Annotated in this window: 15 protein-coding genes, 2 tRNA genes and 2 other RNA genes; 8 read left to right on the forward strand and 11 right to left on the reverse strand. The window is 47.4% G+C overall.

Annotated features, from left to right (window positions below; all coding sequences use genetic code 11):
- Positions 1–81: 81 nt before the first annotated feature.
- Positions 82–1932, reverse strand: coding sequence for a signal peptide peptidase SppA (gene sppA / locus AB3Y96_RS10270; RefSeq protein ID WP_367299116.1), 1851 nt, complete (start codon positions 1930–1932; stop codon positions 82–84).
- A gap of 431 nt (positions 1933–2363) precedes the next feature.
- Between sppA and AB3Y96_RS10275 the strand changes: the two genes are divergently transcribed.
- From AB3Y96_RS10275 to AB3Y96_RS10295, 5 genes are all read left to right on the forward strand, one after another.
- Complete coding sequence (locus AB3Y96_RS10275; protein ID WP_072307551.1) at positions 2364–2912, forward strand: NAD(P)H nitroreductase; 549 nt, start codon at positions 2364–2366, stop codon at positions 2910–2912.
- Between the two features lie 221 nt (positions 2913–3133).
- Complete coding sequence (selD, locus tag AB3Y96_RS10280; RefSeq protein ID WP_367299117.1) at positions 3134–4177, forward strand: selenide, water dikinase SelD; 1044 nt, start codon at positions 3134–3136, stop codon at positions 4175–4177.
- Positions 4177–5310: a tRNA 2-selenouridine(34) synthase MnmH gene (mnmH, locus tag AB3Y96_RS10285; protein ID WP_367299118.1), complete on the forward strand. Its 1134-nt coding sequence runs from the start codon at positions 4177–4179 to the stop codon at positions 5308–5310. Before selD ends, mnmH begins: the two co-directional genes overlap by 1 nt.
- Positions 5310–7229: a DNA topoisomerase III gene (locus AB3Y96_RS10290; RefSeq protein WP_367299119.1), complete on the forward strand. Its 1920-nt coding sequence runs from the start codon at positions 5310–5312 to the stop codon at positions 7227–7229. Before mnmH ends, AB3Y96_RS10290 begins: the two co-directional genes overlap by 1 nt.
- Complete coding sequence (locus AB3Y96_RS10295; RefSeq protein ID WP_367299120.1) at positions 7226–7528, forward strand: DUF1496 domain-containing protein; 303 nt, start codon at positions 7226–7228, stop codon at positions 7526–7528. Before AB3Y96_RS10290 ends, AB3Y96_RS10295 begins: the two co-directional genes overlap by 4 nt.
- Positions 7529–7624: 96 nt before the next feature.
- Here AB3Y96_RS10295 and AB3Y96_RS10300 read toward each other — a convergent pair whose 3' ends face one another.
- The 9 genes from AB3Y96_RS10300 to AB3Y96_RS10340 all read right to left on the reverse strand — a co-directional run bounded on the left by AB3Y96_RS10300 (position 7625) and on the right by AB3Y96_RS10340 (position 11852).
- The gene (locus tag AB3Y96_RS10300; RefSeq protein WP_139130877.1) at positions 7625–8056 is read right to left on the reverse strand and encodes a pyrimidine (deoxy)nucleoside triphosphate diphosphatase; all 432 of its coding nucleotides are present in this window, start codon (positions 8054–8056) and stop codon (positions 7625–7627) included.
- Between the two features lie 5 nt (positions 8057–8061).
- On the reverse strand, positions 8062–8871 hold the full coding sequence (xthA, locus tag AB3Y96_RS10305) for an exodeoxyribonuclease III (RefSeq protein WP_367299121.1): 810 nt from the start codon (positions 8869–8871) through the stop codon (positions 8062–8064).
- A gap of 106 nt (positions 8872–8977) precedes the next feature.
- Positions 8978–9547 carry a TIGR00730 family Rossman fold protein gene (locus AB3Y96_RS10310; RefSeq protein WP_367299122.1) on the reverse strand — a complete coding sequence of 190 codons (570 nt, stop codon included), beginning with the start codon at positions 9545–9547 and terminating at the stop codon, positions 8978–8980.
- Between the two features lie 173 nt (positions 9548–9720).
- A non-coding RNA gene (locus AB3Y96_RS10315) (RtT sRNA) lies at positions 9721–9848 on the reverse strand.
- Between the two features lie 40 nt (positions 9849–9888).
- Positions 9889–10016: non-coding RNA, RtT sRNA (locus tag AB3Y96_RS10320), on the reverse strand.
- Between the two features lie 40 nt (positions 10017–10056).
- Positions 10057–10141, reverse strand: a tRNA-Tyr gene (locus tag AB3Y96_RS10325).
- Positions 10142–10226: 85 nt separating this feature from the next.
- A tRNA-Tyr gene (locus AB3Y96_RS10330) sits at positions 10227–10311 on the reverse strand.
- Positions 10312–10465: 154 nt separating this feature from the next.
- A complete protein-coding gene (gene purU, locus AB3Y96_RS10335) occupies positions 10466–11314 on the reverse strand; it encodes a formyltetrahydrofolate deformylase (protein WP_072307559.1) in 849 nt (282 codons plus the stop codon).
- A gap of 43 nt (positions 11315–11357) precedes the next feature.
- Positions 11358–11852, reverse strand: a complete 495-nt coding sequence (locus tag AB3Y96_RS10340; RefSeq protein WP_367299123.1) for a YchJ family protein — start codon at positions 11850–11852, stop codon at positions 11358–11360.
- Between the two features lie 244 nt (positions 11853–12096).
- Here AB3Y96_RS10340 and rssB point away from each other — a divergent pair, with 244 nt between their 5' ends.
- Positions 12097–13110, forward strand: a complete 1014-nt coding sequence (gene rssB / locus AB3Y96_RS10345) for a two-component system response regulator RssB (protein ID WP_072307561.1) — start codon at positions 12097–12099, stop codon at positions 13108–13110.
- A 218-nt stretch (positions 13111–13328) separates the two neighbouring features.
- Positions 13329–14240, forward strand: a complete 912-nt coding sequence (gene galU / locus AB3Y96_RS10350; RefSeq protein ID WP_072307562.1) for a UTP--glucose-1-phosphate uridylyltransferase GalU — start codon at positions 13329–13331, stop codon at positions 14238–14240.
- A gap of 766 nt (positions 14241–15006) precedes the next feature.
- On the opposite strand, the gene hns is transcribed toward galU, so the two are convergent.
- A complete protein-coding gene (hns, locus tag AB3Y96_RS10355; RefSeq protein WP_046459616.1) occupies positions 15007–15414 on the reverse strand; it encodes a histone-like nucleoid-structuring protein H-NS in 408 nt (135 codons plus the stop codon).
- Positions 15415–16025: 611 nt separating this feature from the next.
- Here hns and AB3Y96_RS10360 point away from each other — a divergent pair.
- Positions 16026–16601, forward strand: coding sequence for a thymidine kinase (locus AB3Y96_RS10360; RefSeq protein ID WP_072307563.1), 576 nt, complete (start codon positions 16026–16028; stop codon positions 16599–16601).
- Positions 16602–16941 lie beyond the last annotated feature (340 nt).

Raw genomic sequence — 16941 nt, forward strand, 5'->3', positions numbered from 1 at the left:
AAATAAAAAAAGCCCACCAAGCCGATAAACCAGAATAATGGCTTAATCAATTTGGTGGGCCAGCATTTTACTTCTGTGTTTTTACTTCACATCACCGCAGCTCATGCACAGCGCATAGCGGTTTTGTGGATCGTTCAAGGTGGCCATCCAGTCGGTTTTATCTTTCAGCAGGGCAGAAATACGCACTAAAGACTCTGGCAGCATGGCACGTACGGCTGAAGGCAATGCCGCTTGCACCGAGCCGGTTAACTGTCCTAACACCATCTGTCCAAAGCTTGGATCTTCAACAAACCAGTTCAACTGGTAAGTTTTTAGCTTGGCAAGCTCTGCCGCTTTGGTCACTGCGTCGTCGAAATCACCCAGTTGGTCAACCAAACCGTTCTTCTTCGCATCAGTACCCAACCACACGCGGCCCTGAGCGATGGCATCAACCTGTTCAGGCGTCTTGTTACGTGCTTTGGCCACCAGCGTAATGAAGTTTTTATAGCCGTTCTCAATGTTGATTTGCATCATCTGTGAGAAAGCGTCAGGCAGCGCTTTGGTGACCGTGAGATCGGCCAATGGCGATGTCGCCACGCCGTCGGTATGAACGCCAATGCTATCGAGCGTATTTTCGAAGGTGTTAATCACGCCGAAAATACCGATAGAGCCGGTTAACGTACTTGGGCTTGCAACGATGTAGTCAGCCGGTGTGGAGATCCAATAGCCGCCGGAAGCAGCGAGCCCACCCATGGAGACTACCACCGGTTTGCCTGCCGCGCGTGCAGCAGCCAATTCAGAACGAATAACCTCAGAGGCTGAAACGCTACCGCCAGGGCTGTTGACGCGTAAAACAATCGCTTTAATTTTAGGATTTAAACGCGCATCGCGGATCTGGTTCGCAGTGGTATCTCCACCCACGTTACCCGGCGTGGCTTCACCATCCATAATGGCACCATCGGCAAAGATAACGGCAATTTCACTCCCGCTTTTCTTCTCTGCTGGTGGGGTGTAGTCATACATGCTGATGGCGCTGAAATCTTTGGTGGTTTTATTCCAGCCAAAGGCTTTGGTAAACAGGTTTTCGACGTCTGAGCGTGAAGCCAAGCCATCGACCAGTTTATTATCTAGCGCATATTTAGCCGTATCGCCGCCCGCAGCCTGTAGGCCTTTCAATACGCCTTCTGCGCCAGGGAACAGTTGCTCAGCGGTGATCTGACGGTTTGCTGCAACGGTTGTGACGTAGTTATTCCACATGCCGCTAAGCCACTCGTTATCCGCATCGCGTGCCGCTGGTGACATATCGTCGCGGATCATCGGTTCAACCGCAGATTTATACGTGCCGACGCGGAAAATATGGGTGCTGACCTTGAGCTTATCGAGCAAGGTTTTGTAGTAAAGATTATTGGTCGCCATGCCGTGCAGATCGACTACGCCCTGTGGTGACAGATAGATTTTGTTGGCATAGCTCGCCAAATAGTATTGGGCTTGGCTATAGCTATCGGCGGTGGCAAAGATAGGTTTGCCGCTGTCGCGGAATTCGCGCAGCGCTTTACCTATATATTGCAGCGAAGGTTGATCGGCACCGGCAAATTCATTAAGCGACAGCACCATGCCGGTGATATTCGGATCGGTCTTGGCCTGACGGATCATATCGACCACGTCAAACAGCGAGTTTTCCTGCAGGCGGTTGCTGCTCGCGCCCAGCAATTCTCTGCCGATTTGGCTAAATTTATTGCTGATGGCAGGATTGTCGACCACGACGCCGGTCAGGTTCACCAGCAGGGCGCCTTTAACAGGTTCGACGGGTTTGGTTTGCATCTGGAAGTAAATTCCCACACAAACCAAAATCAGTAGGATCAGGAATACGTTCAAAATAAACTCGCGGATAAAATTCAGTATCCGCCAAGTCCATCGAAATACGCCTGAAATGCATCTCCACAAAAAGTGCATGTGCTCTCCATATAAAATTGGGTTGTCTTATGTCTTGCTTATGACTAATGCTGGCTGCTTAAGCTTGATTTTAGGGGGAGCACACCGATGGGGTCGCAGCGGCGTAAGCCGCCGGAGCGCCCCGCGGTGTGGTAGACCCGTGTATCTCGATCTCTTAAACGATCGGCATTATGTCTTTGACCGTATTTTTCTAAGAATATCAGTTTTTAAAAACATCAGCATTTTGCGATTCTCGCACTATGCCAGAGTTAGGGTTGCCGTGCCGTATTTTACTGTAACAAGCATAAATGGTTCTTATAGCTTTTGCTTTTCATATGGGTGAACGCTGATGGCGCCGCGCATGATGCAAAAACGATAATGTCTAGGTTAACAAATCGTGATAATGTTGATAACAATTATCAATTAGAAACAACGTAATTTCGGAGATCGTTATGGATGCGCTGGAAATATTATTACAACGCCGTTCGGCTTCACGCTTGACCGCACCGGCACCTACCGGTGATGCGTTAGAAGCCATTTACCAAGCGGGCCTACGTGCGCCAGACCACGGAACATTGCAGCCGTGGCGTTTTATCACCGTTGAAGGTGAAGGCCAAGCGCGGTTGAGTGAGTTACTACATGGCATTGCCGTGGAAGAACAATTAGATGAAAAGGGGATTGAGAAAGCGAAAAATGCCCCGTTTCGTGCGCCGCTGATTATTACCGTTGTGGCTCACTGTAATACGGAAACCAAGGTTCCACACTGGGAACAAGTTGCTTCAGCCTGTTGTGCCGTTATGGCCATGCAGATGGCCGCGCAGGCGCAAGGATTTAACGGTATTTGGCGTACCGGAAAGTGGACGAGCGATGAGAAGGTTCGTGCGGCCTTTGGCTGCCGCGAGCAAGATGAGATAGTTGGATTCCTGTATCTCGGAACGCCACAGCTGAAGTCTCCGCGTGTAGCGCCACTCGACAGCAGCCAATTCGTCCGCGCTTTCTAAACTATTGTCATTTTCACTCTGCCGCGCAGTGAATGTCTCGCCGCAGAGTGAAAACTATTGCGTGACCCACCAAAAATCTTAAGCAGAAAACTATTTTGCTGGTTTACTGCGCAATCACGCGATTTATTCCACAGATCTTTCCGGTATTTCCTTCACTCCCTTACTAAGTTCGGCTTCAAGCGCTAACATAGCATCCATAAATTAAATGGAAAGGAGTAGATATGACTGCGCCAGCCATTCGTTTGACTCAGTACAGCCATGGGGCGGGATGTGGATGTAAGATCTCCCCTAAAGTGTTAGAAACCATTCTGCACAGTGAACACGCTAAATTTGTTGACCCAAATCTGTTGGTAGGCAACGAAACGCGTGATGATGCCGCCGTTTATGATATCGGTAACGGGATCGGGATCATCAGTACCACCGATTTCTTCATGCCAATCGTTGACGATCCCTTTGATTTTGGCCGCATAGCCGCCACCAACGCGATTAGTGATATCTACGCGATGGGGGGAAAACCGATTATGGCGATTGCTATTCTCGGCTGGCCGGTGGATAAGCTAGCACCAGAAATCGCGCAGCAAGTGATTGAAGGTGGACGCTTTGTTTGCCAACAGGCGGGTATTTCACTGGCCGGTGGTCACTCGATTGACGCACCGGAGCCGATTTTTGGCTTGGCTGTCACCGGCATGGTAAGCACCGATCGCGTGAAGAAAAACAGCGCTGCTCAGGCGGGGTGTAAGCTTTATCTGACCAAGCCGCTGGGTATCGGTGTGTTAACCACCGCAGAGAAGAAAAGCAAGCTGCGTCCAGAACATCAGGGCGTCGCCACTGAGACTATGTGTCAGCTGAACAAACCAGGCGCAGATTTCGCCGATATCGCGGGCGTTACGGCGATGACCGATGTAACGGGTTTTGGTCTTCTTGGTCACCTCAGCGAAATTTGCCAAGGCTCAGGTTTACAAGCCACTATCTGGTTTGATCAAATACCGAAACTGCCTGATGTCGAAAGCTATATTAATGAAGGCTGCGTGCCGGGCGGAACAGGCCGTAACTTTGAAAGCTATGGCCATTTGGTGGGCGAAATGACGGATTTACAGCGCCAATTGCTGTGCGATCCGCAAACCTCTGGCGGTTTGTTACTGGCTGTTTTACCAGAAGCAGAAGCTCAGATCCAAGACGTAGCCAATCGCTTTGGACTGACGCTAACGGCCATCGGTGAGCTCCATCCGCGCCAGTCAGAACAGCCTCTGATTGAGGTGCAGTAATGGTTTTGCCGTTCAATCCACGCGTTAACTCGCGAGCCAACGGCGTGGATTACCATCGTATTTTGGTTGATGATATCCCCTTAATTGATGTTCGTGCTCCCGTTGAGTTCGCTCAGGGAGCATTTCCCTGCGCGCAAAACTTGCCACTTATGTTAGACAGCGAGCGCGAAGCCGTCGGCATTTGTTACAAACAGCATGGACAGGATGCGGCGATTAAACTGGGTAATGAACTGGTTTATGGCGCGGTGCGTGAGGCCCGTCTTGCTGCATGGCGCGAACAATGTGCTCGTTACCCCGAAGGCTATATTTATTGTTTTCGCGGTGGGTTGCGTTCACATATTGTTCAGCAGTGGCTACATGAAAGCGGGGTGGACTATCCGCTGATTGAAGGTGGCTATAAAGCGCTGCGTACTTTTGCGATGAAAGCCACTGAGCAGGCATCATTGCTGCCGATGGTGCTTATTGGTGGCAATACCGGCAGTGGTAAAACCCGCATGCTGCGAGAGCTGGCGGCGGGTATCGATTTAGAAGGTGTAGCCCACCATCGAGGCTCATCGTTTGGCCGCACGTTGGTCAAACAAAGCAGCCAGATCGATTTTGAAAATCGTCTGGCAGTCGATTTATTAAAGAAACAAGATCGAGGCATACGCCACTGGTTTCTCGAAGATGAGGGGCGAATTATTGGCTCAAATCATCTGCCGATCTGTTTTTACGATCAAATGCAAAGAGCGCCGGTTGCGGTGGTGGACGATCCCTTCGAAATCCGCGTTGTGCGACTGCAGGAAGAGTACATTGATCTGATGCGCGTTGAATTTGAGCGAGCCTACGGGCGAGATTTAGGTTGGGATAATTACGTTGAATACCTGCATCACGGTTTGTTTGCGATCCGTAAGCGCTTGGGCATGGAACGTTATACTAAACTTAAACTCTATCTAGAGCAGGCGCTTATTCAGCAACGTGAAACGCGTATCAGCGATGGGCATCTCGCGTGGCTAGTGCCGCTGTTGCAAGAATACTATGACCCGATGTACCGCTATCAACTGGAAAAGAAGGCGGGGCGTATTGTCTTCCGAGGCAATTATTCGGAAGTTAAGGACTATTTATTGGCGACCAGCCAGACTTACGGTGACTGATGCGTCTGTTTATTGCGGAAAAACCAAGCCTGGCGCGCGCGATTGCCGACGTGCTGCCAAAACCCCATCGACGTGGTGATGGGTATATCTCTTGTGGTTCAGGTGACACTGTCACGTGGTGTGTTGGTCATTTGCTCGAACAAGCGGAGCCAGATGCTTACGACACACGCTATGCGCGCTGGAACTTAGCCGATCTGCCGATTGTGCCTGAAAAATGGCAGCTAAAGCCTAAGCCTTCTGTTGCTAAGCAGCTCAACGTCATTAAGCGATTACTGGGTGATGCCCAGCAGGTTATTCACGCGGGAGACCCCGATCGTGAAGGACAGTTGCTGGTGGACGAGGTTTTAGATTACCTAGAACTGGCTCCCGAGAAACGCCAAGCCGTGCAGCGTTGTCTGATCAATGACTTAAACCCGCAGGCGGTTGAACGTGCGGTTTCGCGGCTGCGTGATAACCGCGAGTTTATTCCGCTCTGCGTGTCCGCGCTGGCACGCTCGCGTGCAGATTGGCTATACGGCATCAATATGACCCGTGCTTATACCATTTTGGGCCGAAATGCGGGTTATAACGGAGTGCTGTCGGTAGGTCGTGTGCAGACGCCGGTATTAGGTTTGGTGGTGCGCCGTGACGAAGAGATTGAAAACTTCGTCAGCAAGGATTTCTACGAAGTTAAAGCCCATATTGTGACGCCAGCGGAAGAGCGTTTTACGGCAATGTGGATACCGAGCGAATCGTGTGAGCCTCATCAGGATGAAGAAGGACGCTTGCTGAATAAGGCTCTGGCTGAGCACGTGATCAAACGGATTGAAGGCCAGCCAGCCATCGTCACCGGTTATAATGATAAACGGGAATCAGAAACCGCACCGCTGCCGTTCTCGCTCTCAGCGCTGCAAATTGAAGCCTCAAAACGCTTTAACCTAAGTGCTCAGCAGGTGTTAGATCTCTGTCAGCGACTGTATGAAACCCACAAGCTGATTACGTATCCTCGTTCCGATAGCCGCTATTTACCTGAAGAGCATTTCGCTGGACGCCATGCCGTGATGAACGCAATCGCCTCCCATGTTCCAGAACTACAGCAGGTTGCCGCCGTTAATCCCGACAAACGCAATCGTTGCTGGGATGATAAGAAAGTTGATGCTCACCATGCGATTATCCCAACCGCGCGTGCAGGTAATATCAATTTAAGCGACGATGAACGTAAAATTTACACCTTGGTTGCGCGTCAATACCTGATGCAGTTTTGTCCGGATGCTATGTACCGTAAATGCGTTATCGATTTAGATATTGCCAACGGTAAATTTGTTGCCAAAGCGCGCTTCCTTGCTGAAGCTGGCTGGCGTGCTCTGCTGGGTGCCAAAGAGCGGGATGATGAGGATGAAGGCTCGCCGCTGCCGGTTGTTGCCAAAGGTGATGAACTGCTATGCGAGAAAGGTGAGTTGATGGAGCGCCAAACTCAGCCTCCGCGTCCGTTTACCGATGCAACGCTATTATCAGCCATGACGGGTATTGCTCGTTTTGTCCAAGATAAAGAGCTAAAGAAAATCCTACGAGCGACCGATGGTTTAGGGACCGAAGCTACGCGTGCTGGAATTATAGAATTATTGTTCCGGCGTACATTTTTGTACAAAAAGGGTCGCTATATACATTCGTCAGAAGCGGGCAGAGCACTGATCCATTGTTTGCCTGAAATTGCCGCAAGACCTGATATGACCGCAGATTGGGAAGCTACGCTGACACAAATCAGTGAAAAGACACGGCGCTATCAGGACTTTATGCAGCCGCTGGTGGGCACTTTGTACCAGCTTATCGATCAGGCGAGAAGTAATCGAAATCCTCAGGCGTTTCGCGGTTTACCTCCGGCGGCTGAAAAAAGCGCCAAGCGAAAATATAAGCCAAAAGCAAAGGAGAACAAGGCATGAAAAAGAGTGCGATAGGATTCTGGGTATTGCCGTTGGTACTGCTCAGCGCCACGGCGATGGCAAATCGCAACAATGGTATTGATGTCGTGGTGCCGGTTTCTCCAGAAATTCTTAATAACACCAATGGCTATAGTAATAACGACAGCAATGTGAATTGTCCGCGCTGCTGTATTTATGATAATCGTAGCTATTCCGAAGGTGCGGTGGTGAAGGCCGAAGGGGTATTGTTGCAGTGTTCAGCGGATAAAAATGTATTGAGCACCAATAATCTCAAGTGGGTTGTGTTGAAAAAAGGTTGATGCCACAACGTTAGCAAGCCGCTGCAAAAAATCCCAAGGCTTATTGGGCAAATGAAATTAAAAAGGCCAGCGTTTAGCACTGGCCTTTTTACTTATCTACGCCTCATCATCTTGTTGCGACAACCGCGCTAACTTTTGTTGATAAGCGTGTAGCAGGGGGATATCAGCGGGGGCTAAATCATAAGACTCGGCCTGTTGCGGAGTTACCCATACCAATGCAGCATGCTCGTTGGCGGTGAATTCACCCTCGGTATGCTGCACGCGCCAAGCATGCAGATGGATGGTTTTATTCTCAAGTCTCAGTGTGCTGCTGGCGACATAGTCCGCCACGCTGCATCTTACCGACAGTTCTTCTGCCAGCTCACGGCACAGCGCTTCAGGCTGAGTTTCGCCAATCTCGACCTTACCGCCGGGAAACTCCCACAAACCAGCCTGATCTTTGCTTGCCCCACGCTGAGCTAACAAGATTTTTCCTCGGCACTCAATAATGGCGGCAACGACATCGATCGTATTATGAGATGCAGTCATTTCCATTACGCCAACTTAAATTCAGCCCAAATTGGTGCATGATCCGATGGCTTTTCCATACCACGAATTTCGTAATCGATACCGGTATCAATGCACTTTTCAGCCAGCGGTTGGCTTGCTAACACTAAATCTATGCGCAGACCACGGTTGTCATCAAAGCCTTTCGAACGATAGTCAAACCACGAGAACTGATCGTTACGCTCGGGGTTGGCTTGGCGATAGGTATCGATAAGCCCCCAGTTTTTCAGGCGTTCCATCCATTCACGCTCTTCCGGCAAGAATGAACATTTCCCTGTGCGTAGCCAGCGCTTACGGTTTTCTTCGCCGATACCGATGTCTTCATCGGTTGGACTAATATTTACGTCACCCATAACGATCACTTGTCCCGCAGGTGTCTGTTCTGACTCAAGATAGTTCTGTAAATCTTGATAGAACTTAGTTTTCGCAGGGAATTTGGTGGGGTGGTCGCGGCTTTCGCCTTGAGGGAAGTAACCGTCGATAACCGTGAGCACGCCGGTCGGCGTAGCAATATCGGCCATGATGATACGACGCTGAGCATCTTCTTCATCGGTCGGGAAGCCTTTGCGCACGGCTAGTGGTTTTTCCTTTGTCAGCAACGCAACGCCGTAATGGCCTTTCTGACCGTGATAGAAAATGTGATACCCCAGATGCTCTAAATTAGCCAGTGGGAACATATCATCGTGAACTTTTGTTTCTTGCAGGCCAATTACATCAGGCTGATGTTTTGCGATGATGGCTTCAAGTTGATGTGGACGGGCACGCAGTCCATTGATATTAAAAGAGATAAATTTCATAAGTGCAGGCCATATTGAAGCGTTCATGTTAACAAAGCGTTGTTAAACAACAGTTGTGAATGAATAGTAGCAGAAAGCCCACCAATTCTAAAATCACGGTCAGCCACTAGTCCCAACGGTTCAAATTATGTGGTTGATAGTGGTCGAATTCTTTTAGGATTACCGCAGGATCTTCTAAACAGACCAGCGTATCGACATACAGTTGACGAACAAAGCCTTGCTGGGCGCTGTAGCGTAAAAATTCGATGAGTTTTTGGTAATAGCCAGCAACGTCCATGAGTGCAATAGGTTTATTGTGATAGCCGATTTGGCTCCACGTCCAGATTTCGAATAACTCTTCTAGAGTGCCGATGCCGCCGGGGAGGGCGATAAATCCATCAGACAACTCAGCCATGCGCGCCTTGCGGGTATGCATATCGGGAACAATATCCAGCGAGGTTAAGCCATAGTGTGCGGTTTCCGCTTCGACTAAGCGCTGCGGTATGACGCCATGCACTTCGCCCCCAGCCTCAAGGACCGCATTAGCTAATACACCCATGAGCCCTTTGCTGCCGCCGCCATAGATTAACCGACGACCTTGCTGCGCAAGTGTGTGGCCAAGCAATTTAGCTGCATCGGAATAGGCTGGATGAGTGCCTTCACTGGCGCCGCAAAAAACGCAGATATTGTTACGCATGACATATCCTACTGCTGAGAGAAAAGCAGTGGTATAGCGGATTGATGCTAGGAATTCAAGGGGATGATGGAGAACAGAAAATTATATCGAGAGCGTAATCGAAGGTTCTCGACCTTCCTCATGGGGAATATGCGATTTTTATATTTGTTTGGGATTGTGGAGCTAAGAAAGGATGGTGGTGGGGGAAGGATGACTCATCGCTGCGCTCTTCGCCCTGCGGGCCGTCGCAAGCGACGTTGTTTCGCTGCGCTCAACTCGAACCTTAATCGAAGGTTCTCGACCTTCCCCGTGGGGAATATGCGATTTTTATATTTGTTTGGGATTGCGGAGCTAAGAAAGGATGGTGGTGGGGGAAGGATGACTCATCGCTGCGCTCTTCGCCCTGCGGGCCGTCGCAAGCGACGTTGTTTCGCTGCGCTCAACTCGAACCTTAATCGAAGGTTCTCGACCTTCCCCGTGGGGAATATGCGATCTTTGTATTTGTTTGGGATTGCGGAGCTAAGAAAGGATGGTGGTGGGGGAAGGATTCGAACCTTCGAAGTCTGAGACGGCAGATTTACAGTCTGCTCCCTTTGGCCGCTCGGGAACCCCACCACGAAATTCGTGGTTACGAATTGTTGCCCGGTTTTCTCCGGAAAGCTGCGGCTAACAGCTTTTTTATCTCATCCTGAAAAAGAGATGGTGGTGGGGGAAGGATTCGAACCTTCGAAGTCTGAGACGGCAGATTTACAGTCTGCTCCCTTTGGCCGCTCGGGAACCCCACCAGATTTTTAATCGCTCCGTTATCACCGGAAGCGGGGCGCATAATAACAAATCGCGCCGCGCTGTAAAGCATTGGGAGGTAAAAAATATTTTGTTTGCCGTTTTTTTGCACTTAACGCCTTTTGTGTGAACAAAAAGCAGAGAAAAAACCGCCAATCAGAATATAACTGTACGATTCCCATAAACAAATACCCGCTGTGCCAGCACGCGGTACAGTGCACGACTGAGCACATTTTTTTCAACGTCGCGCCCTGCGCGCATCATTTCATCGGCGGTATAAGTGTGGTCAACGTTAATAACGTCTTGCATGATGATTGGACCTTCATCGAGATCGTTATTAACGAAGTGCGCGGTTGCACCAATAATCTTCACACCGCGCTCATAGGCTTGATGATATGGGCGTGCGCCAATGAAAGCTGGAAGGAAAGAGTGGTGAATATTAATAATCTGGTTGGGGAAGTGACTGATGAAGTCAGGCGTTAATATCCGCATATATTTCGCTAGCACCACGTAGTCGGGCGCATGTTTTTTAATTTCAGCCACCATGGCGGCGTCATGTTCATCACGCGAGAGACCTTCATGGCTGACTAGCGTGAAAGGTATATCGAAACGCTCAACCAGCGATTGCAACGTGGAGTGGTTGCCAATGACCGCTGCAATTTCGACGTCTAATCCCCCAAATGCACTTTTCATCAGCAGGTCGCCAAGGCAGTGAGCCTCTTTGGTGACAAGCACCACAATGCGTTGACGGCCTGATACCGTAAGTTCTCGCTCAGAGCCGGAGGGTAGTGCGCCATCCAGATCGGCCAGCAACGTCTCATCGTTGAAAATACCTTCCAGTTCGGTACGCATGAAAAAACGGCCGGTGAGATGGTCAACGAATTCATTATTTTGAATGATATTAAGCTGGTGTTTATAGCAAATGTTGGTGATCTTGGCGATGAGCCCCTTCGCATCTGGACAGATGGTGCGGAGAACTTTGCGTTGAATAACGGGTTGTGACATGTGTTGGTTTCCTGTCTAGATATTTTTATTATTGCGGATGATCTTATTGATCACAGCATTTCTTATATTTTTTGCCAGAACCACATGGGCAGGGATCGTTTCTGCCGATCTGCGGTTTGGTTCCATCCACATAATACCAACGTTGATCCAAACGAATAAAGCGTGAACATTCATGAATCGAATTATTTTGATTTTCGGCATCAGAATGGTAACGCGCGAAGAATTCAACAAAGCCTTCATCCTTGTTCTTACCGCTGGCAGTTTTAACAATCGTTAATCCTAGCCACTCGGTATCAGCAAAACTCTCTTCAATCGCGGCGCGTTGTTTGTCCATGCCACATTCTGGATGCCAGGTATCCACCAGATAATCTGCGTTGCGCACCACATAGGCGGTGTAACGTGAACGCATCAGCTGTTCGGGCTCAGCGGCCATACGTTGCCTGCTAATAATGGGTTCACAGCATTGGGCAAAGGCGTTGCCGCTTTGACACGGGCAGGGTGAATGGCTATCAAGCGGTATAGATGTGGTGGGGATCATGGTGGTCGAACCTTATTGAAAGACGAATTGGGATTATGGTATCGAATCCTTATCTCAGCCGCCATGAGGGAGTGTGGCTGAGATAATATTCTGAATCAGTAGCTAATAAATAATTGTAACGAATAGACCTTTTAGTTAAATGTGCGTAATAGTGCGCAAAACGCGTCATTCCAGAAATATCTATGCAGCACAAGGCTGCATATTGAGCCAGAATAGAAGGAGCACTAGTGAAAGGAGGTTCTTAATGGCGTTGCCACTGGAAAGTAAGCGAGTGATGATCGTCGAAGACGACCCTGTCTTTCGCTGTGTACTGGCCGGCTACCTCCAATCCCAAGGCGCTTTGGTCCAAGAAGCAGCCAATGGAATAGAGGCCTTAGGTTTACTGGATGAGTTCACTCCAGACGCAATCCTTTGCGATCTTGCGATGCCAGAAATGGGCGGGATCGAGTTTATTAAACGGTTAAGAGAGCGAGGCTTTCAAACACCGGTAGTTGTGATTTCTGCAACTGAAGAAATGGCTGACGTTGCGAATGCAATGCGGCTTGGTGTTCGTGATGTATTGCTCAAGCCAATAACCGATCTCAGCAGATTGCAGGAAACGCTTTTATCTTGCTTTTATCCCGATCTATTTGAATCACCGGCTTTAGAGAAAGACGAGTTTATCCATGATTGGGAGCTATTAAGCCAAGATCCTGAATATGCAGCGCGTTTGCTAAAACAGTTACAGCCGCCGGTTCAACAAAACATTTGTGGCTGTAAGGTTAATTATCGACAGCTCACGTCTCTGAATAATTCAGGTTTGGTATTAGACATTGCGCCGTTATCCAGTAAAGATCTCGCATTCTATTGTTTAGATGTTTCGCGAGCAGGAGAAAACGGCATTTTGGCGGCACTGATGGTGCGGGCGATTTTTAACGGGTTGCTGCAAGAACAGCTGGCTCACCAGGAATTGCGCTTGCCTCAAATGTCTACCATTCTTAAACAGGTCAACCACCTGCTGCGTCAGGCAAACCTTGAAGGGCAATTTCCTTTGCTGGCTGGGTATTATCATGTTCAGCAACAGAATCTGATTCTTGTTTCTGCGGGATTACATGCCAAAATTCATGCGGGTGATAATCTGATCCAGCTCAATAGCGGTGTACCTTTAGGCACGATGGGGTCAATTCACGTCAATCAGGTTAGCCAGCGATGTAGTCATTGGCAGAGCCAAATCTGGGGCGTGGGTGGGCATCTGCGTTTAATGCTGACTTCACCGTAACACTGACTTTTCAGCTTTATCTGCTTTTTAATTTAATCAGTTAATGGGTCGCTATTTATCTAAAAGGCTGGTTGCTTGTAATATCTCCAATCAGTCTGCAATTACTTTGAATTTAATGCGCACAAAATACGAACTGGTATACTCGCGCTGGAAATTAGCATTCATGTCCGCCGAATAAAATGGATATGAACACGGAGCTAAACGATTAGAGAGGTTGTATGTCAACGTCAGTAAGAAAAATCAGAAAAGCCGTAATACCTGTCGCAGGGCTAGGAACGCGTATGTTGCCAGCCACCAAAGCCATTCCAAAAGAAATGTTGCCGTTGGTTGATAAGCCACTGATCCAATATGTTGTGAATGAATGCATTGCTGCAGGGATTAACGAAATAATTCTGGTTACACATTCTTCAAAAAACTCTATCGAAAACCATTTCGACACCAGTTTTGAATTAGAAGCAATGCTGGAAAAACGCGTTAAGCGTCAGCTTCTAGCTGAAGTGCAGTCTATTTGTCCTAAGCATGTCACCATCATGCAAGTTCGTCAGGGATTAGCGAAAGGTTTAGGCCATGCGATCCTGTGCGCATATCCACTGGTTGGCGATGAGCCATTTGCCGTTATCCTGCCAGACGTGATCTTAGATGAGTACACCTCCGATCTAAGTAAAGACAACTTGAGTGAGATGCTGTCTCGTTATGAAGCAACAGGCCATAGCCAAATTATGGTTGAGCCAGTACCGATGGAAGATGTTTCTAACTACGGCGTTGCAGATTGCAGCGGCGTTGAGCTGAAGGCGGGTGAGAGCACTCCGATGAAAGCGGTAGTTGAGAAACCGGCACGCGATAAGGCACCGTCAAACTTGTCTATCGTAGGTCGCTACGTGCTATCACCAGAGATTTGGCCACTGCTGTCTAAGACACCTCCAGGCGCTGGCGAAGAAATCCAATTAACAGACGCGATTGCGATGTTAATGAAGAAAGAAACCGTTGAGGCTTATCATCTGAAAGGTCTGAGCCATGACTGCGGAAATAAAATGGGTTACATGCAGGCGTTTGTTGAATATGGCATGCGCCACGCTTCTTTAGGTAAAGAATTCACCACGTGGTTAAAGTCGTTAGACTTGAACGACTAAAGGCCATCATGGCTAAAGAAACTTTGTAAAGGATGCCTAGGCATCCTTTTTTTATGCGAGCTATCTTAGCAATGTGAGGCCACTTAAATAATTTTCTAAGCAAATAATGACTAAATGTATGACCTCTTTGATTTAATCCCCATCCCGTGGTTTCTCAAGCCTTCTAAAGAGCGCCTAGAAGCATCAAAAGATAAGTCTTTTTTAATAATGATGTCTCGCTAAAAAGCATTTCTCTTGAATTAAGGCGATACGGGAACAATCCCATACCTTGTTTGTGGTATATGTTGGGTAGTAAATCAAAAAATATTAACTTTACTGAAGATTGATTATATCAATATAGCCATAGTTACTGTTGTTTATTACTCAGATGTTTACTATCAATTTAAGGTATTTTAAATGCATGGTTATCACCTGTTTCCATACCTACTGCCACGATGAGAAATTAATGTAGAGGGGCGTAATTACAGGAATGACTACAGCGTGAAAGATAAGTCCTACAGCGGTGTAGGAGCGCTGCTGTAAATTCACAGAAGAGGGCATGTAGTGCTAGACGGTGTTTTCTGATCCATATTGTTACTGGCAGTAGTATGGCTTCTGGTGCCATGCTATCCAAAATGGATTTTAAAAATCGAATTTATTTAAGTGCAAAGAATGAAATGCTATACAACAGAGTTTAGATGCATAAGACCATAGACGAATTAAGGGCAAAAAAATAGCCTCATAAGAGGCTATTTATACAGATTTAGATGTAATGCTTAGAAGAAGATTACAGCAGGAAATCGTCCAGAGACTTACCTTGTTCTTCGATAGCTTGCTTAATCACAGCTGGAGTACGGCCTTGGCCAGTCCAGGTTTTAGTTTCGCCATTTTCATCAACATACTGGTATTTAGCAGGGCGAGCAGCACGTTTTGCTTTACCCGCTACTTTACCAGCAGCCATGCTTTGCAGCAGTTCATTAGGATCGATACCGTCAGCAATCAGCATTTCGCGGTATTGCTGTAATTTACGAGTACGTTCTTCGATCTCAGCTTGTGCCTGACTATCTTCTTCACGACGTTCGTTTACAACAACTTCCAATTTCTCCAGCATTTCTTCTAGAGTTTCTAAAGTACATTCTCTAGCCTGAGCACGAAGAGTACGGATGTTGTTCAGAATTTTTAATGCTTCGCTCATTGTCCTAATCTCAAATTATATTGGTGGGGGGCGTCTCGATTATAATAGAGTGCCAGTTTATTTAACGCAATAGTGAATTTTGTAAGATTAGCAAAATATTTCGTAATATAAGCAAATAATGCTTCTTTAAACACTATAACGAATATAGCTACTTGTTATTCAGATTACAACATCAGGTTCAAAGAGGCTAGGGCGCCAAACCGAAGTCTATTAAAATATAATCGTGTTGACGGTATTGTTATGTTTCACAGTAGATATTTTTTGTTGATTAAATCTACAGATCTTTAAGCTTGGTCACACTCCTCATTGCTAATATAAGGCAAAAACCGGTGAGAATTATCGGAAAAACGAGTGTACTAAAGTCCTTTATAGTAACGATCCCATCAATTAGCAAAATCAGAGTTCGGTGTGACATCATTTCTTAACAGAGTGTTGTGTCCCTCTCATTTTTAGACAAAATATTGTTTTATCAGATATTGATATAGATTCAGGCTTTAAGAATAACGTCTTTGGCTAGACGTTTTTTTTCATAATTTTATGCCATCATCGCGACGTTGGCTGTGATAAAATCCGGCCAGTTACGCGATTCTATATGGGGCTTAGAGCAGGCTGTGGCACAACTATATTTTTATTATTCAGCGATGAATGCGGGCAAATCAACGGCGTTACTTCAATCTTCCTATAACTATCAGGAACGAGGAATGCGCACGCTGGTGTTTACCGCAGAAATTGACAATCGTTTTGGTGTGGGAAAAGTTAGCTCGCGTATTGGTCTGAGTTCACAGGCTCAACTTTATAATAGCGAAACACCTTTGTTCGATATGATTCGGCAGGAAAATGATCTTTTGCCTGTGAACTGCGTGTTAGTGGATGAGTGTCAATTCCTGACCAAAGATCAGGTTAATCAACTTTCCGATGTAGTCGATAGCTTAGATATTCCAGTGTTGTGCTATGGACTGAGAACCGATTTTCGCGGTGAATTGTTTGGCGGAAGCCAATATCTATTAGCTTGGGCTGATAAATTGGTTGAGCTTAAAACGATTTGCCACTGCGGGCGCAAAGCAAATATGGTGCTACGTCTAGATGAGCACGGTAAAGCGTTAAAAGACGGCGAGCAGGTTGTGATTGGTGGTAATGAAAGCTATGTCTCAGTCTGTCGTAAGCATTATAAAGACGCGCTAGCGTGATACTCGGTGTGAGCGTAGGCAAAGTATAGATATTGATGCACACGTCTTCTCAGGGCGTGTGCTGAATGATAAACCAATCCCCTTAGTTCAAGTTTACGCATTGATGATGCCACTCTCGCTATATATCAACGCCGTTGCCGGTGTAAGGGCATCGATCTTTAACGCCTTCTATATTTCATTTCCCTAATTCCCCATCTTTAATCCCAAATCAGATTCGCGGTGCTGGCCGAATATTGCTCTGTGAGGTCCAATGTTTGGATGTTGAGTTGCGTGTTCGTTTATATGCATTTCTATTTATGATGATAGAAGGACATTAAGAGAATAGTGGGTATCAATAGGC

It is taken from the genome of Hafnia alvei (assembly GCF_964063325.1).
GTDB classification, from domain to species: domain Bacteria; phylum Pseudomonadota; class Gammaproteobacteria; order Enterobacterales; family Enterobacteriaceae; genus Hafnia; species Hafnia alvei_B.

Excerpts from the sequence above, each read along its gene's own strand:
- sppA (WP_367299116.1), bottom strand. The coding sequence starts at position 1,932 with ATGCACTTTTTGTGGAGATGCATTTCAGGCGTATTTCGATGGACTTGG.
- AB3Y96_RS10275 (WP_072307551.1), top strand. The coding sequence starts at position 2,364 with ATGGATGCGCTGGAAATATTATTACAACGCCGTTCGGCTTCACGCTTG.
- selD (WP_367299117.1), top strand. The coding sequence starts at position 3,134 with ATGACTGCGCCAGCCATTCGTTTGACTCAGTACAGCCATGGGGCGGGA.
- mnmH (WP_367299118.1), top strand. The coding sequence starts at position 4,177 with ATGGTTTTGCCGTTCAATCCACGCGTTAACTCGCGAGCCAACGGCGTG.
- AB3Y96_RS10290 (WP_367299119.1), top strand. The coding sequence starts at position 5,310 with ATGCGTCTGTTTATTGCGGAAAAACCAAGCCTGGCGCGCGCGATTGCC.
- AB3Y96_RS10295 (WP_367299120.1), top strand. The coding sequence starts at position 7,226 with ATGAAAAAGAGTGCGATAGGATTCTGGGTATTGCCGTTGGTACTGCTC.
- AB3Y96_RS10300 (WP_139130877.1), bottom strand. The coding sequence starts at position 8,056 with ATGACTGCATCTCATAATACGATCGATGTCGTTGCCGCCATTATTGAG.
- xthA (WP_367299121.1), bottom strand. The coding sequence starts at position 8,871 with ATGAAATTTATCTCTTTTAATATCAATGGACTGCGTGCCCGTCCACAT.
- AB3Y96_RS10310 (WP_367299122.1), bottom strand. The coding sequence starts at position 9,547 with ATGCGTAACAATATCTGCGTTTTTTGCGGCGCCAGTGAAGGCACTCAT.
- purU (WP_072307559.1), bottom strand. The coding sequence starts at position 11,314 with ATGTCACAACCCGTTATTCAACGCAAAGTTCTCCGCACCATCTGTCCA.
- AB3Y96_RS10340 (WP_367299123.1), bottom strand. The coding sequence starts at position 11,852 with ATGATCCCCACCACATCTATACCGCTTGATAGCCATTCACCCTGCCCG.
- rssB (WP_072307561.1), top strand. The coding sequence starts at position 12,097 with ATGGCGTTGCCACTGGAAAGTAAGCGAGTGATGATCGTCGAAGACGAC.
- galU (WP_072307562.1), top strand. The coding sequence starts at position 13,329 with ATGTCAACGTCAGTAAGAAAAATCAGAAAAGCCGTAATACCTGTCGCA.
- hns (WP_046459616.1), bottom strand. The coding sequence starts at position 15,414 with ATGAGCGAAGCATTAAAAATTCTGAACAACATCCGTACTCTTCGTGCT.